The 13,430-nt window shown below is 62.0% G+C and carries 6 protein-coding genes; 2 read left to right on the plus strand and 4 right to left on the minus strand.

Annotated elements, in window-relative coordinates:
* Nucleotides 1-644: 644 nt before the first annotated feature.
* The 3 genes from H0921_RS08930 to H0921_RS08940 all read right to left on the minus strand — a co-directional run bounded on the left by H0921_RS08930 (nt 645) and on the right by H0921_RS08940 (nt 3,685).
* Nucleotides 645-1,133, minus strand: coding sequence for a DUF2203 domain-containing protein (locus H0921_RS08930; RefSeq protein WP_194537721.1), 489 nt, complete (start codon nt 1,131-1,133; stop codon nt 645-647).
* Between the two features lie 507 nt (nt 1,134-1,640).
* Nucleotides 1,641-2,411: a TIGR04282 family arsenosugar biosynthesis glycosyltransferase gene (locus H0921_RS08935; RefSeq protein WP_194537722.1), complete on the minus strand. Its 771-nt coding sequence runs from the start codon at nt 2,409-2,411 to the stop codon at nt 1,641-1,643.
* 92 nt (nt 2,412-2,503) lie between these two features.
* Nucleotides 2,504-3,685, minus strand: a complete 1,182-nt coding sequence (locus tag H0921_RS08940) for a M24 family metallopeptidase (RefSeq protein WP_194537723.1) — start codon at nt 3,683-3,685, stop codon at nt 2,504-2,506.
* A gap of 749 nt (nt 3,686-4,434) precedes the next feature.
* Between H0921_RS08940 and H0921_RS08945 the strand changes: the two genes are divergently transcribed.
* On the plus strand, nt 4,435-7,590 hold the full coding sequence (locus tag H0921_RS08945; RefSeq protein ID WP_194537724.1) for a c-type cytochrome: 3,156 nt from the start codon (nt 4,435-4,437) through the stop codon (nt 7,588-7,590).
* Nucleotides 7,591-7,687: 97 nt separating this feature from the next.
* Nucleotides 7,688-9,088: a NupC/NupG family nucleoside CNT transporter gene (locus H0921_RS08950; RefSeq protein ID WP_194537725.1), complete on the plus strand. Its 1,401-nt coding sequence runs from the start codon at nt 7,688-7,690 to the stop codon at nt 9,086-9,088.
* A gap of 230 nt (nt 9,089-9,318) precedes the next feature.
* On the opposite strand, the gene H0921_RS08955 is transcribed toward H0921_RS08950, so the two are convergent.
* A complete protein-coding gene (locus H0921_RS08955; RefSeq protein WP_194537726.1) occupies nt 9,319-13,296 on the minus strand; it encodes a WD40 repeat domain-containing serine/threonine protein kinase in 3,978 nt (1,325 codons plus the stop codon).
* Between the last annotated feature and the right edge of the window lie 134 nt (nt 13,297-13,430).

Genomic DNA, 13,430 nt, shown 5'->3' on the forward strand with positions numbered 1-13,430 from the left:
GAGGGGGTGTGTCTTCGAACCAAAGTGTCTTCGACATCCAAGAGAGAACCGGGGCTAGCGATTATAGAGTCTGGTTGGCTTAAAAAAACACGGGGCGGGAACGCCCCACCCCGTGACCAAGCCTACTTACGGGTCCCGTCCATCCCTTGGGTAGCCTGGCTGCTTATCCGTCCCCCCCTCGGAACGGAATAAGCCTAAACCGAGATAGCTGTAGGAAGCCGGCAAGCTGCCTGATCCTCCTTCAGCATCCGGGGCAAATCAGGCATGTCGACTGGCTCGTGCGGCTGCTCCCAACGCACCGGTCGACCCTGGATCACCACCGGACATCTCTTACCTAGATCACGGCAGGACGCGATGCAAACGAACTGAGGGAAAAAAATGCAAAAATCACCGACAGCTTTTTGGGGAGAACAAAAAAAATCTCGTGAGGACGAACTATGGCCTGCGGCGAACCGACGAAAGGATGCTGCTGCGGAACGGACAGGAGAGCAAAGGCCAGAAGAGCAAGAGGCACGAAGGTTGGGAGCGGTCCCGAACCGAGGCCCCAGATTTCGTCACAAACGCTACGATGGACGGATTGTGTCCCTCCCGCCGATCAGGTTGGCTCAAGGGAGGGACGTGTTTGGGAGAGTCAGAAAGAAGTCTCAGCGTACCGGGCGGTTGGCCGCGGTCGGCACGCCATGCTCCCACTCAGTAGGAATGGGGCGCCGGGTGGTTTCCCCCAGGTAGTGCCAGTAGGACACGTTGTTTTCACCAAGACGCCAGGAGAACGCGGCAGGCCGACCCAGGATCTTCGTGGGGAAGTCGACTTCCCCGACCGTATCGTCGACCAATTGTACGCCCAAGCCCTGCAACTCGCTCAGAGCATCCGCAAACGAGCGCTCCGCGGAGGCGATCTCCTCATTGATTCGGTATCGGCGCTGCCGACCCCTCCAATCCAAGTGACGGCGATTGCGGTAAAGCTGTTCCTGTTCCGGCGTCAGTTGGCGGATCGTGCGCCGGTGCTGTACCAGGTCATTGACAATGCTGGCTACCAACGGCAACATCCGACGAGCGGTTTTCAAATCCAGCACGATCGGTTTGGATCGTGGCTTGCCTGCCGGATTGGTAGCACGATGGGGTGTCTGGCTCATAGTTGCTCCCGCTGAGCGAGGGAGACCAAACTGTATCCCCCTCTTACCCTATTCTAGGAGCGCTGCCCCGAAGGGAATGCTTCAGGACAACGTTTTTTCAGAAATCCGCCAAGGACCGCTTCGTCCGCCTTGGCATGGCTCATATATTTGGAAACCTACCAAGGCCCTGCGGGTTCGCACCCACCCCACTCTTCTACCATCTTCATCGGTTTAACGGGAAGGTCGGTTGCCTCAACCCCAGTGCACGTTGGAACAGTTCGCATTCCATCAACGCGGGCAACTGCTTATTCCACGAGGAGTTCAGTATGCTGGCATGATCCCTCGCTTGGGTCAGCGGTGGTACTTGTGACGGATTGCACATGCCCACTGGAGTTACAATCAGCAGGCTTGTAACAACAGCACAGAGACTCACCCCTAGGGCGGATGCACCCCCCTCACGGCCGCATGCTCTTTGGCGGACCCATCGGAATAGCCTCTGGATATGCCCAGGTCATCCCGATCAACTGCCTAGGACGGAGTCCCCTGGCTAGCGGAACTCTGGCAGCGCTGGCAGTAAGCCTGCCAGTCCTCAAGAGTATCGATATCCCAGCGCGGGGGCAAATAAGCCACGGAGCAACCCAAGATGCGGCACTGCTGGACTTGATCCTCCAGGGTCCAGCGAGAAGACCAACGAATGTTGTCGAACAGACGGGGACGGAACGAAGCCGTGCCGATCAAATAATAGCCGCCGTCGAAGGAGGGACCGATCACGACATCATACTGTTGCAATAGCTCGAAGCTCTTCTGAAGAAGGGGAACGTCCAGTTCCAAGCAATCGGTCCCGATGGCACAAACCGGGAAGTGCTTAGAAAGCTCCAGCGATGACGCCGTTTCAACAGCCCCGCCGTGAAGCTGTTCGAGTGCCGCGGAATTAGAGACTGACGGAAGATCGGACGGGAGGGGAGCTTCTTTTTGAGCCAAAAGATAGGCCTGTTGAAAAGCGGCTGCCAGCCGTTCGCCCAACGGGCCGCTCTTTTGAACCCACCAGAGGTCGCACAAATGATGCCAAGGAGCAAAGTCCTCCCACGGAGCACCATCGTAAAGGGCGATGAGCCGAGCCTGCCGCCGCAGCGGCTGGATGTTTTGCAGCAAGCGGTCGATCCAGGTGCGATACAACGCGGCGGCTTCCTGGAAACCCACCGCGGCTCCCAAGCGTGTCTTCACCTTTCCCGCGGCGGGATACTTCAGAAAAACCAAGAGGGAAGGGAGTAGTGCAGGCATGGCCAAGAGAGCGTGCATGTCCCAAAAACCCAGAGGGAAGCCGTGATCTCAACTCCAAGAGGCCCAGCCTACCCACGGGGAATGGCTCACGGGCGTTGCAGGGGAATGACTCACGGGCGCAACAGGTGGATTTCCTGTTGCGGTTCGCCCCCGGTGATGTGCACAGTCCCCGCAGCATCGATATACACATTCACTTCACTGCGCACGCCGAATTGGGGCAGGTAAATCCCCGGCTCGATGCTGAAGGCGGTCCGCGGGATCAGGCGGCGTTCTTCGCGGGTCTCGAAGCCGTCGATGTGGGCTCCGTTGCCGTGGACTTCCTGACCGATGTTGTGGCCAGTGCGGTGGGTGAAATAGTCTCCATAGCCGGCACTGTCGATGACATCGCGCACCACAGCATCGACTTCCCACCCCTGCAAGGGGCGGCGTGCGGCAAAAGCCTCCTGCACATGGCGGATGCCGGCATCCCGTGCCGCGACCACCACGCGGAAGACGCGCTCGATCTCCTCCGGCACGCGCTCTCCGACATAGGCGACGCGGGTGTAGTCGGCATACACGGCGCGCGGCTGCTTCTTTTTGGCCCACAGATCAATCAGCACGTAGGTATCCGGACCGATGGCCACATCTTGCTCCGGACTGGTCTCGAAGTGCGGATCGCCGCTATGGGCATTGGCCGCCACAATCGGTGGGCTGTAGGTGGTCAAATCGTGACTCTCGAAAAACTCCAGAATGTGCTTCTGCACGGCAGACTCAGTCACCCGACCGTACTGGCGAATCTGCGTCCGAATGAAGTCGAAAGCGGCATCAAACGCCTGCCGGCACAGGCGGGCGGCCTCGAAGTGGGAACGTTCCTGTTCCGCATCCCACGCCGCCTCGAATAACTGAATCAGGTCCCCAGAGGACACCGGCTCGCAACCGCACGCCCGAATCAGCTCCAGCGTCCCGCCATCCACGCGACTGACGTAAGGATTGGCATTGCGCGGGCTGTATTCCAAGGCCACGCGCCGGCAGCCCGCCAAAACCTGCCCCACCCCCTGCTCCAATTCCTGCCAACGGCGGTAAACGATTTTCCGCCCCGGCAGGTGATCCAAAGCCCACGGTTCGATGGCATGAACCACCTTGCGCGGCTCGCCCTGCACCGGAATGAGATAGAACCACCGCCGGGACAGTTTTTTTTCCTCCAGGGCCAGCAGGCGTTGAGCGAGAAGATTCAAGCCGCGAAAATCGTACAGCAGCCAACCATCACAATCGTACTCCCTTAATGCCGCCTGAACGGCCGCGATGTCGAGCATGGGCAATACCTCGAATCAACCCGTAAAGGAATCCGAGCGCGCTCCGGCTAGCCACTCTCCGGGGATAGCCGCGTGCCGCGGAGACCCGGCACAGCCTGGCCTGCTGCTGGGACCCGGCCCAGACCTTGGCTGTTCCAGCCCTCCTCACCATAATCAGCATCATACCAGCCGCGATAACCTGAGGATACGTCCTGCCTTGGAGATCCTGGGAGTGCCGCGATCTGCCGTGGAGATCAGGGGAGTGCGGCGATTCCCACAGAAAATGTTGAAACTGAGGCCGACCGGCCAGTGCCCCCGGTGGAAGCAGGAACTCCCGCCGTGATCGACCCCCGCGAGTGATTGATCCATCCCCGGCTTCGGAGAGTCTCGCCACGCTTCTGGGCCAATCCGTGCCCGATTTGCGCTCGATGCAGGCTACCAAGATTGAGCGGTTGAGTGCAGGCTACCCGATTGAGCGGTGATTTCCCCCTGAAATTGAGAGGGTCCCGATGCATCACACCTGCCATGCGACACGATGGGCCACTTCCAGCCATCCTGTGATTCTCCACGCGGAGCGAACTCGAAGGATGCCGCCTCCTTTCCTTCGGAGAGCCTGCCGCCTCCCTCTTGGTCGCGGCCATCGTCGGGTGGAACAGCTGGCCCACGTCCTCGCGGGAAGCGGCCAGCCCCCCAGGAATAGGCTGCTTACCGCCAGCAGGGATCGCCACACTCTGCGGAGGTCCTGGTCAGCGTGGGGAGCCGGTTTGTTGATGCTGAGCCTGTTCTGCGGGGGGAGCGGTCCGCTCTCCGCGGTGGAACCTGCGGAGTTGAAGCCGGGGCTGGTGGCCATTTATCAGGAACCTACGGGAAGCCGCAAGGAGGGACCGCCTCGCAGCGTCGTGCGATTGGAAAGCACGGTAGCGGTGCTCCTGGATCGCGGGGAAACCGTCCATCCACGGCTGGAAGCCTTGGGTAGCGCGCGTTGGTTGGGGTATGTCAATGTGGTGCGAGGCGGGAATTACCGCTTCAGTGCCACGATCCGCCACGGAACAGTGGTGGTGCAGGTCGATGGGAAAGAGGTGTTGCGCGGCCAAGCCGGCGAGCAAGAGACGACCATCCAGGGACCGGAAGTCTCCCTCGGCGGAGGGGTCCGCCTCCTGGAAGTGGCATGGACCTGTCACTTGACACCGACTCGGTGCACCCTGTGGTGGGAGGGACCGGGCTTCATTCGTGAGCCGCTCAATGGCCATTATTTGGGGCATTTACCGTCCCAACGGCCAACGCAGTTTCGCGCCGAGGTGCAGCGCGAACAGGGGCGATTTTTATTTGAGGAATTGGCCTGCATGCGGTGCCACCGTCCGGCCCAAGAAGTCGGTGGCGCCCCGTCTTCTGGTAAAGACAAAAATCCTCCACTGCCTACTGCCGCGGCTTTGCTCGCTCGGTCGTTGGCGGATCGCAGCGGCCCGAAGCTGACGAACCTGGGACGGCGCGTTTACGCCGGCTGGCTCGACCGCTGGCTGGACCATCCGCAGAAGCTACGCCCTCAGGCCACTATGCCGCGACTCTTCGGAGAGGATGCTGTCGGCCAGGCGGAACGTTATGCCATCGTCCAGTTTTTCCTCCAGCAGGCCGGCCCGCCCCTGCCTCAGTTTCGTCCCCCCTTGCTGGCTAATAACGAATGGAAGCAGAGCATCAACCGCGGGCAAACGCTCTTTTTCGTTACCGGTTGTGCGGCTTGCCATCAGGAACAAAAGGCTGCCGAGAAAAATGAAGAGGAGGAAGGGCGGGAGCCGCTGCGGCCTGAGGACTCCTTGTACGGCTTAGGGACATCCCAAGGGTCCACCCCCAAGTACGTCCTGGGTTCACTGGGCAGCAAGACGCGGCCCGAAGTGCTGGCGGACTATCTGCGCAATCCGCTCACCCTTCACCCCGGCGGACGCATGCCGCAGATGCAACTCCAGCCGCAAGAGGCCACAGACCTCGCCCGCTTCCTGTGCCTGAACCGGGATGACTCGATCCCCGCGGACCTTCCCCCCCTACCCTCCGTGGCACCTCAGAAATTGTTTGCTCTGCATGGCCAGCCTCTGCCCGATGGCTGGGACCAGCTTCCCGCCGAGAGACAATGGGGGGCGGCTGGGGAGATGCTGCTGGCGGCCAAAGGGTGCGTCAATTGCCATGACATCGAGGTCAACGGCAAGCCATTGCCAGCCCGCCTAGCCGTGCCCCTGGAACGCGTCCTGGCCACCAAGCACCCCGGCTGCCTGAACGAGCAGCAACAGCAGGGAAAGGCACCCCGCTATGCCCTCACCCCGGAGCAACGCGACGCCCTGCAAGCGTTTCTGCGGGACGGCTGGCAGGTCTCCGCCGCTCGGTCGCCAGCTTATGTGGCTCGCGTGGCCTTGCGCCGTTACGGCTGCTTGAATTGCCATGTGCGGGACGGGGAAGGCGGCATCCCGAATCCCCTGGCGGAACGGATGCGCCTGCTGGAGAAAGCGGAGAACGCCGACGATATCCGCCCTCCTGTGTTGACAGGCATAGGGCATAAAGCGCGCCGGAGCTGGCTTCAGGCCGTGTTGCTCGAGGGGCAGCGAGCCAGACCCTGGATGCAACTGCGCATGCCGCAGTACGGAGCGGACCACGTCGGCACCCTACCGGACGCCCTGCCCCGCTTGGAAGGGATGCCTCCGGATGACGAGGTTCGCAAAGTCCCGCTGAGCACCGAACTGATCGCGCAAGGCCGGCAGATCATCGGGAAAAGTGGCTTGGGCTGCATTTCCTGTCACGACATCAGCGGCATTGCCAATCCAGGAACCCGCGGTCCTGACTTGGCCACGATCCAGCAGCGCGTCCGCTATGAGTGGTACGAGCGTTGGCTTCACCAGCCCCTGCGCATGGCCCCCGGTACGCGCATGCCCCAGGCATTCGTGGATGGCCAATCCACACTCAAGACAGCCTTCGGAGGAAATCCCCAAGCGCAAGCCCAAGCGATGTGGGCCTATCTGTCGCTCGGACCCGGTTTACCCCTGCCGGAAGGGTTGGAACCGCCGAAAGGATTGATTCTAGCCGTTCGGGAGCGTCCCGAATTGCTCCGGACATTCCTGCCCGAAACCGGAGCGCGCGCCATCGCCATCGGTTATCCCCAAGGGGTGCATTTGGCTTTCAGCGCCGAACAATGCCGCCTCGTGTATGCCTGGAGCGGTAACTTCTTGGACGTTTCTCCCGTTTGGAACAATCGCGGCGGCGCCCCGGCGAAACTGCTCGGTCCCAAGTTTTGGACGGCCCCGCCCGTGCATCCCTGGGGGTGGACTTCCTCGGGCGCAGAACCACCCCTTTTCGAGAAACGCCTGCAAGACCCGGCATGGGGCGCACCCCTTCCCCAAGAGCCGCCCCGCGTCTACAGCGGCCCGCGGTTGGTCCGGTTCGACGGTTATTCCTTGGACGCCCAAGGCCGACCGGCTTTCCGCTATGCAATCCAGACGGAAGCCGGGAATAAGGAAGAAGTCCATATCACCGAGACCCCTGCACCTTTGCGCTCGGCGGTCGCTACCGGTCTGGCCCGACAGTTTCAATGGGAGGCACCCCCGCAAGGAACCCTGTGGTTTCTGGCCGCCACGGCGAGCGGTCCGCCCCGCGTGCAGGACGTGACTACGGGCCGCATCCGCCCCTGGAATGTCTCCAGCGAAGGAGCGGAGTTAGCGGCGACCGGCTGGCGAGTACTTCTCCCCCAAAGCGGCGGGGGAGTACTAGCTCTTGAAGCTCACCAAGCCCCTCCTGGCACTTGCTGGCACTGGGTGAAGCAGAACAACGGCGGGAGCTTGCTGCTCCGGTTCCCACCTCAGCAGCAGCGCTGGCAAGGCCAGATCACCGTGGCCATCTGGAGCCTGCCCCGCGATGAGGACGCCTTGCTCCGCGATCTGGGGAAATGATACAGCATAGTCCAGCAGGGCGGGATCGACTGGACCCCGGCATGCCGGAGTTTCTCCGGGGCGGCGCGCCCTCCTTTTGCGCCAGGCGTATCGAGCCATGAATAACCAGGCTTTGACTCTGCCGCGCCGCGGATGGAAAGTGCCCGTCCGCGGAGTTCTCCTTGCGGTCATCGGACTCTGTGTTGCTACGGCTTGGGCACTCCCGGAGTCGCCTCAGGGGCGTTCCCTCTTGGGAGTCATCGCCTTTCTTAGCCTGGCTGCCGCCTGTTCAACGCGCTTGGAGGCAATCCAATGGAGACCGATCGTCGGGGGAATGATCCTGCAAATCACTCTGGCGGTACTGATTCTCCGCGTCCCGGCCGTGTATGACTTCTTCGTGGCGACCAGTGATGTCATCCGGAAGTTCATCGAATTCTCTGACGCCGGTGCCTCCTTCGTCTTCGGGCCATTGGTGCAAGCGGAACAATTGGAAAAGGGGCTGGGACTGTCTCAGGGGGGCGGTTTCATTTTTGTCGTCAAGGCCTTGCCCGCTGTCATTTTCGTCTCCTCGTTTTTCACGGTCTTGTACCATTTGGGGATTCTGCAACGGGTCGTCCGGCTGTTTGCCTGGATCATGGTGCGGATCATGGGAACCAGCGGCGCTGAAAGTCTTAGCGCCACCGCCAATGTGTTCATGGGTCAAACGGAGGCTCCGCTGATTGTGCGGCCGTACATCCCGGCGATGACCCGTTCGGAACTACTCGCCTTGATGATCGGGGGCATGGCGACGATAGCCGGGGGCGTCATGGTGGCCTACATCGCCATGTTGGACAAAATCGGCATGGGGCAGCAGGCCTATGCCCTCTTGGCGACCAGCGTCATGGCGGCCCCCTGCGGACTTTACCTGGCGAAAATCCTGCTTCCAGAGACGGAAGAGCCGCTGACACGGGGTCAAGTCAAAGCGAGTGTGGAACGCAGTCATGCTAATGTCATCGATGCGGCAGCGGAAGGAGCCAGCCAGGGCATGAAACTGGTGCTGAATATCACCGCCATGCTCATCGCCTTCATTGCGTTTGTGGCCCTGATCAATCACGTATTGGCTCGAATCGATGGCTGGCTCGGATTGCAAGCCGCAGCCGGCTGGTCCGGACCGCTCAGCCTGGAACGGTTGCTCTCCTGGCTCTTTTACCCCGTGGCCTTGTTGTTGGGCGTTCCCGCGGGCGATGCGGCAGCGGCGGGAGAACTCCTCGGCGTCAAGCTGGCCCTCAACGAATTCGTCGCCTACGTCCTGTTGGCCGAAAAATATGGGGACCAACTCCAGCCGCGGACCGTTGCACTCCTGGCTTACGCCTTGACAGGCTTTGCCAATTTCGCTTCGATTGGCATCCAGTTGGGAGGAATCGGCAGTATGGCTCCCCAGCGGCGCGGCGAGCTGGCTCAACTCGGCCTGTTAGCCCTGCTCGGAGGTTTTCTCGCCACCTTGATCAACGCGGCGTGGGCAGGCCTGCTCCTTCCCTGAGCGGAGCTAAAGCTCGGCCACACCTTGGTGCCTCTCCGTCTCTTCTACCTGCTGATCGGCGCACCGCCTTGATCCAGACATATCCACGGTTACGCTTGGCTGCCTCCTTTCTTTCACCCCTGCTATCGTAGCTCATCGTCCTGGGGAAGGATTTGGAATCCAGCAGAGTTGCCATCCGGGGCTGAATCCAGCAGAGTTGCCATCCGGGGCTGAATCCAGCAGAGTTGGCATCAGAGGCCGGGTGCCTGGCTGCGAGCCGGCCAGTATTTGACACTGCCATCGCGGGCAAAGGACAACAGAGCCGAAGCATCGGGTAGAAATTGCAGGCGGATGATGCGTTCGACATGACCGGTCAACCGGGCACGTTCCTGTCCGGTTTGGGGATCACTGAGCACCACGACGCGGTCATGCCCGCCGCTGGCCAATGTACGTCCGTTTGGGCTAAAAGCTAGGGCATAGACCGCTCCATCGTGTCCTGTGATGTCGGCCTGCCAGTCCAAGGTCCTCTCGGATGGTTTCCAGGAGGCGACTCGGACCAGGCCGTCGGCTTGGGCGATGGCCAGCCAATTGCCTTGAGGGCCACCCCAAGCCAAGGCGGTGATGCGTTCGCGTAGCTGCCGCTCTAACACCACCCGACCCTCTCGATCTAGGATCACGAGTTGGTTCTCGATAGCCAACGCGAGGTAGCGGCCTGTGGGATCGAAGACGCATTCCCGTGCGGGTTTCTGCTTCTCGGTGGTGTAAAGGCGGCGGGGGGAGCTACCTTTGCCGGCCGGTTTCGCTCCCAGACGCAAAGGGTCCCACGCGGGCAGCTCCCAGAGCCAAACTCCGCCCGCCTCGAGCAGAGCTGCCGTCCGGCCCGCGGCATCGACGGCCACGGCATATACCGGACTATTCCAGGGAATCGCCAGCGGGTCGTGAAACCTGAGTGTTTCCCCCCCTGACCAGTCCATTCGCAGCCATAACGCCACGAGGTTCCTTTTACCCGCCTCGGTCCCGATCTCGAAGGAAGTGAGGGCCAGTCGGCCATTGGGCGTCAAGGCGAGAGCGAGAACATGGGGACCTGGCCGCCCTGGACCCCAATCCCATTGTTCCAGAGGAAGGAGAATCTGCCGCAGACGGAATCGATCGCGCAAGTGGGACGGCCAAAGTCCGGCGACAATGTTTCCTTCTCCTTGCGCCCCACGGGAGGCCATGAGAATCAATCGGCCATTGGCACTAGCCGTTACCAATTCGACCACATCCTCCGGGGACAATTCCACGGTCTCACAACGTTGAGGTTGTGTCCTCCATATCCGCGCCGTGCCGTCACTACTTCCGGAGATCAGTTGCAGGCGATCCGGGCTGAAAGCCAAAGTCACCACACTTTGGGCGTGTCCGTGGAGCACGGTCAATTCTCGGCCCGTTGTATCCCAGAGGCGCACCGTCCGGTCGAAACTACCGGAGGCCAGCCACTCGCCATCAGGACTGAAAGCGAGGGAATAGATGGCGGCAGTATGGCCGCTGAGCCGCCGGGGCGGGCGCTCGGGATGGGCCAGGCGAATCAGTTGAATCAGGGGAGTCGCTCCACTGTCAGCAAAAGCCAGGTGCTGGCCGTCCGGGGAAAAGGTGACAGCGCGGATGGGAGCCGTGGATTTGAATTCCACCTGAAGGCGGCTGCCATTCCCTTCCCACACCCGCACGTAGCCGTCCGTTCCGCCGCTGGCCAATCGGCGGCCATCCGGGGCGAAGCTCAGACTGGTGACCTCCGCGATGAAGGGTCGTCCCTCCACCTTCGTTTTGTTGGGGTCAGGGTGGGCCTCGATGGGACGGTCCAACAGCATGGGCAGGCGGTCGGAACGCGGCGGGAAGCGGACAGCCGGAGCGGCACTACCCACCAGAGCGCTCCAGGCCATCACTTCAGCCAAGGGAGGATGGACCGCGGCGAGATTCCACCAGCAGAGCGTTCCATCCGCAGCGCCACTGACGAGCAACCGGCCATCCGGACTGACTGCGAGGGCGGTGACAGCCGCCCCTCCATGCGCTTGGAGCACCTCCCAACGCGGACTTTTCAGGCGCAGGGGACGTACCCACGGACGTAGCGGGCGCAGCAGGTCCAGGGAGCGTTGGGTCTGCTGGAGCAACGCCACGGGCAACTCCCACAGCCGGATGGCTCCGTCCTCTCCCGCGGTGATGAGCAAGGCTTCATCGGGAGTGAAGGCCACAGCCGTGATCCGACCCGAATGGGCGGAGCCGACTAACCAGGTCCGGCCGCTATTCGGGTCCCAGACGTGGACATGTCCCCGATCATCTCCACTAGCGACGAAGCTGCCGCGGGGGGACCAAGCCACAGCGCGGATAGGCGGCGCTGGCCTGGTTTCGAGATGCTGATATTCCACCACCTGCCGTTGGCACAAGCGATGGAGGTAGGCCCAGGTGAAATCCCGGAGTTCGGGGGGACAGCGTTGGGGGTCCTCCAGCAACCGAACGGCACGGTAGGGGTCGTATTCCACCACGGTCGCAATTTGCATCAGTTGCAAGGCGTAGTTGGAGCGGCGGCGTTCCTCGATCTCGCGTTGCAAGCGGGCATTGCTCTCTTCGGCTTCGCGCCGTTTTTGGGCGTTTTCCAGGGCCAGGCGTTCGGCTTCCTGGCGGGCTTGGGCTTCATCTTGCCGGGCCAGACGCGCCGCTTCGGCCTCGGCTTCGCGCTGGCGGACCGCTGCCCGCACCTGAAGATAGGCCGTGGTCAAGCCCACCAGCAAGATGACAAGGGAGGTGACCGAGACAGCGGCTAAGGCGCTCCAGACCGGATGGCGGCGGACCCACCGCGCGATGCGCTCCGGACCGGACAAGGGGCGTGCCAAGATCGGCTCGCCATCGAGAAAACGCCGCAGATCCTCCGCCAGCGCGGCGGCATTGGGGTAACGACGGGACGGCTGCTTTTCCAGACACTTCAGGCAGATGGTCTCTAGGTCCAAAGGGATACTTGGCCTGAGACGGCGCGGGGGAACTGGCTCGTCATGCAGAACTTGCAGGATGATGTCGAGGGGGCTTTCCCCCAGAAAGGGGGGCCGGCCGGTTAGCAATTCGTAAAGGATGGCGCCGAGAGAATAAATATCGACTGCGGGTCCAATGTCCCGGTTTCTCCCCGCGGCTTGCTCCGGAGCGATATAGCTTGGAGTGCCCATGACGGCCCCGCTGCGGGTCCCGCCACTCCCGCTTTCCTCCAGCCGCTTGGCCAGGCCAAAGTCCGTGATTTTGGGTTCCAAATCACGAGGTAAGGGCCAAGGGGGGGAATCGCTCGTGATGCTCTCGGGGGAAAATACCTCGGTGGAGGGATAGGGAGCTGCCCCATTGACCCGCCGGAGGAGTACGTTGGCCGGCTTGAGGTCCCGATGGATCACCCCCCGGCTGTGGGCATACTGCGTGGCTTGTGCCAACAGCAGGACCAGCTCGGCGGCTAGATGGGCCGGCCAGGGACCGCGCTGCAAATGGGTCGCGAGGTTCCCCCCTTCCACATACTCCAGGGCCAGATACAGATGCCCCCCCGCTTCGCCGATCTCGTAAATCTGAACGATATTCGGATGCTGCAAGGCCGCTACGGCCTCGGCCTCCCGGCGGAAGCGGGCACGGGCCTCAGCATCGGCGTGCACACCTGCCAGAATCATCTTCAGGGCGACAATCCGGTTCAGGCTCAGTTGGCGGGCCTTGTACACCACGCCCATACCGCCGCGGCCCAACTCGCCGAGCAATTCGTAGCCGGGCACCTGCGGCACTGGCTCCAGCCGCGCCACGCTGCCGGTCGATTGCCCCTTAGCCGTCTCCCCACCTTCCGGCAACAGTTGAACCAAACTATCCCCGGTTGAGGTCAGTGCTCCGGGTTCCTGGGCATAGCCTGGGTCTGGCGGAGGCAGGGTACTCTCTACCACAAAGGCATGATCTAAGCTCGGACTGTCCGAGGGGGCGGAGGCGGACGAAGATTCCAGCCTTTGCAAGCGGCCAGGGAAGAAAGTTCGGGTCAGTCCTTTGCCCACCGGGTCCAGTTGTTCCACCGGTGCGGCCAAAACCACCGGATCGACCCGCGGTAAGCCGGTCTGATCCTCATGCTGGGGCTGAGACGGCAGACTTTCCCATTGCTCCGTGCCGCACACGGGGCAAGCACGGGGGAGATGGCCGTCCAGCGGCATCACCCACGTATGGCCCTCCGCACAGCGGTACTGATTCGTCATGCCATCGCCTCAGCCGACACAAGTAGCTTCATTATCCACGTTCCCCAGACTGCGGCAAGCCAACCTCAACAGCCGGCCTCCAGGCTTGTGGGATGATTTCAGCCCTCTTTTCCCTCCTGTTTGCTCCTCACCTT

It is taken from the genome of Thermogemmata fonticola (assembly GCF_013694095.1).
GTDB classification, from domain to species: domain Bacteria; phylum Planctomycetota; class Planctomycetia; order Gemmatales; family Gemmataceae; genus Thermogemmata; species Thermogemmata fonticola.

What these genes read in the sequence shown, in the direction of transcription:
- H0921_RS08930 (WP_194537721.1), bottom strand. Translation starts at nt 1,133, where the DNA reads ATGAGCCAGACACCCCATCGTGCTACCAATCCGGCAGGCAAGCCACGA.
- H0921_RS08935 (WP_194537722.1), bottom strand. Translation starts at nt 2,411, where the DNA reads ATGCACGCTCTCTTGGCCATGCCTGCACTACTCCCTTCCCTCTTGGTT.
- H0921_RS08940 (WP_194537723.1), bottom strand. Translation starts at nt 3,685, where the DNA reads ATGCTCGACATCGCGGCCGTTCAGGCGGCATTAAGGGAGTACGATTGT.
- H0921_RS08945 (WP_194537724.1), top strand. Translation starts at nt 4,435, where the DNA reads ATGCTGAGCCTGTTCTGCGGGGGGAGCGGTCCGCTCTCCGCGGTGGAA.
- H0921_RS08950 (WP_194537725.1), top strand. Translation starts at nt 7,688, where the DNA reads ATGAATAACCAGGCTTTGACTCTGCCGCGCCGCGGATGGAAAGTGCCC.
- H0921_RS08955 (WP_194537726.1), bottom strand. Translation starts at nt 13,296, where the DNA reads ATGACGAATCAGTACCGCTGTGCGGAGGGCCATACGTGGGTGATGCCG.